At 45.8% G+C, this 2,703-nt stretch carries 2 protein-coding genes; both read left to right on the forward strand.

Translation table 11 applies throughout. From position 1 onward, the window contains the following. On the forward strand, nt 1-2,355 hold a 2,355-nt coding region (locus ACTIE6_RS20935; RefSeq protein ID WP_439558485.1), incomplete at its 5' end, for an FG-GAP-like repeat-containing protein. Between the two features lie 6 nt (nt 2,356-2,361). Further along, nucleotides 2,362-2,703 (forward strand): hypothetical protein (locus tag ACTIE6_RS20940; RefSeq protein ID WP_439558486.1); only part of this gene is annotated, 342 nt, incomplete at its 3' end.

Here is a 2,703-nt window from a genome sequence, read left to right on the forward strand (position 1 = left end):
GAAGACGAAACGATTGAGAAATCGTCAATCGGGGAGGATCCATTGGATATTTACCTCTATAAACTTTCATTCGGGTATATGCCGCAGCTGAGCCGCAATTGCCTTCAAATCAACCTATCGGGTGAAAAGTTTATGGAAGTTGGTGCAATGGCGGGTGTAGCTGCGACGGATTGGAGCTGGTCGCCGCTGCTGGCCGATTATGATAATGACGGTATCAAAGATCTGTTTGTAAGTAATGGGATTGCGCATCGGCCGAACAATCTCGATTATGCCAAATATGCTGCCGACGATTCTTTAAGATATGCCGCCGAAACTTCCCTTGATCTCGATAAAAAAGCATTGGAGATGATGCCGGAAGGAAAGGTGCATAATTATCTTTTCAAAGGTGCGACCGGGCCGGTTTATGAAAATAAGTCGCTAAGCTGGGGATTCGAAAAGCCATCACTTTCCAATGGTGCTGCGTATGCGGATCTGGATAATGACGGTGACCTGGATTTGGTTACTAATAATCTTAATGAACCCTCGGTATTCTACCAAAATCAGGCGAATGCAATTGCGGGTAATGGTTACCTGCGGGTAAAACCGGAAGGTTTTCCGCTGAATACATTTGCATTTGGTACCAAAGTCGTGATCAAACAAAAAGGCGGCATTCAAATGCAGCAGCTTTCCACGACGCGCGGATTTGAGTCTTCCAGTGAGCCGATCCTGCATTTTGGAGTGGGTAAAGAAACTTTGATCGACTCTGTCATTATTGTCTGGCCTAACCAGCAGGAGCAGGTTCTGACACAAGTGAAGCCCAATCAGCTTTTAAAAGTTAAATACGATGCTACTTCCAAGCAACCCGAAGACCATTCAGGACTGGTGGAGAAAAGTCCTGCCAAGTTATTCCAGGAAGTTTCCAAAGACTTTAACATCCCATTTAAACACCTCGAAAATCAGTACTTCGACTTCTTTCGAGAGAGTTTAATGCCGTTTCTCGTATCCACGGAAGGGCCGAAGATTGCGGTGGCAGATGTAAATGGTGACGGTCTGGAAGATATGTTCATTGGGGGCGGCAAGTGGCAGGCCGGTGAATTGTACCTGCAAACGGCAGGCGGTAAATTCACATTGACCAAGCAGCCCGACTTTCAGGCAGATTCAACTTTTGAAGATGTGGATGCGGTATTTTTTGACGCAAATAAAGACGGTTTTCAGGATTTGTATGTGGTGTCCGGCGGCAATGAATTTTACGGGAATATGCCGCAGCAAAATGACAGGATCTATTTCAATGACGGTAAAGGCAATTTTACACGAATTGAAAAAGCGCTGCCGCCGATGCTGATGAACAAATCCTGTGTCAAACCATTCGATATAGACGGAGATGGTGACCTGGATCTGTTTGTAGGTGGTCGCGTGGTGGCTTTTCAATACGGTATGACGCCGGATTCATACATTCTGATCAATGACGGAAAAGGCCGGTTTACCGATCAGACGAGCAAAGTGGCGCCTGATCTCCGGAAAGTGGGGATGGTGACAGACGCGGTTTGGGCGGATATCAATGGAGATAAGTCAGCGGACCTGGTAGTAGCCGGTGACTGGATGCCCGTGACTGTTTTCCTTAATAAGAAAGGAACCCTTGAAAAAGCAGACCAGTATCAGGTACCTGCCGGCTTGTGGCAATGCATCCAGGCAGCTGATTTTGATCAGGACGGAGATATTGACCTTGTAGCTGGTAACCTGGGAAGAAACACCAAATTCAGGAAAAGGCCGGATTCGCATCTGAAAATGTGGGTCAAGGATTTTGATAACAACCAGGGACTTGAACAGGTTGTTGCTTATAGCATAGATAAAAAATGGTATCCGATCGCTTTCAAAGATGAATTGGGAAAACGCATTCCTTCCATTATCAACAAGCGATTTACGGATTACCGCACGTTTGCGGGCAAAACAATCAGTGAACTTTTCAAGTCAGAAGAGCTGAGTGACGCGAAGATCCTGGAAGTGGAGAAGTTTGAGTCTGTGTACATTGAAAATAAAGGAGGCAGTTTTGAAATACATGATCTGCCGTACAATGCACAGGTTTCCAAGCTATTTACACTGGTGGTTACGGATATTGATAAAGATGGAAAGCCTGATATTCTTGGAGGCGGAAATTACCTTGGTGTGAGTACATTCCAGGGCCGCTATGATTCCAGCTACGGGCTTATTTTATTGAATAAAGGAAAAGGAAATTTTGAGTCAATCCAGCCTGTGGGTGCCGGGTTCGTGCTTGATGGCGAGATAAGGGACATCAAGCCAATCAAAAAAGGCAATGAGGTTTTCTGGCTGGTAGCACGCAACAATATGCCAGTGTCAGTTTACAAACCTGTCCGTTAGCCGCCGATGAGAAAGCTTTACCAAGTTCTGACTTTGCTGAGTATAAGCTTTCTTCATTCCTGCCAACAGGAGTTTGCGCCCACGGGGATAGAACAGGAACCTGACATCCCGGTCGCCATTGTAGCTGTGGACCAAAGCAAGTCAGTTTCCGAGGCAGGTATCACTTTAAAACTTCCTCAAAGGGAGGTGTCAAACCTGCAATTTGAGCTTTTTAACAGCTCCGGTGAAAAGGTATCGCTTATTTCCGGTTCCAGTGAAGCAAACGGGAAATTTAGCCTGCGCACTTACAATGCATCAGGCTTAAAAGAAGGGGAGCTGTATAAGATGAAATTGTCCTATATCGATTCG

This window comes from Dyadobacter sp. (assembly GCF_051859145.1).
Taxonomy (GTDB): domain Bacteria; phylum Bacteroidota; class Bacteroidia; order Cytophagales; family Spirosomataceae; genus Dyadobacter.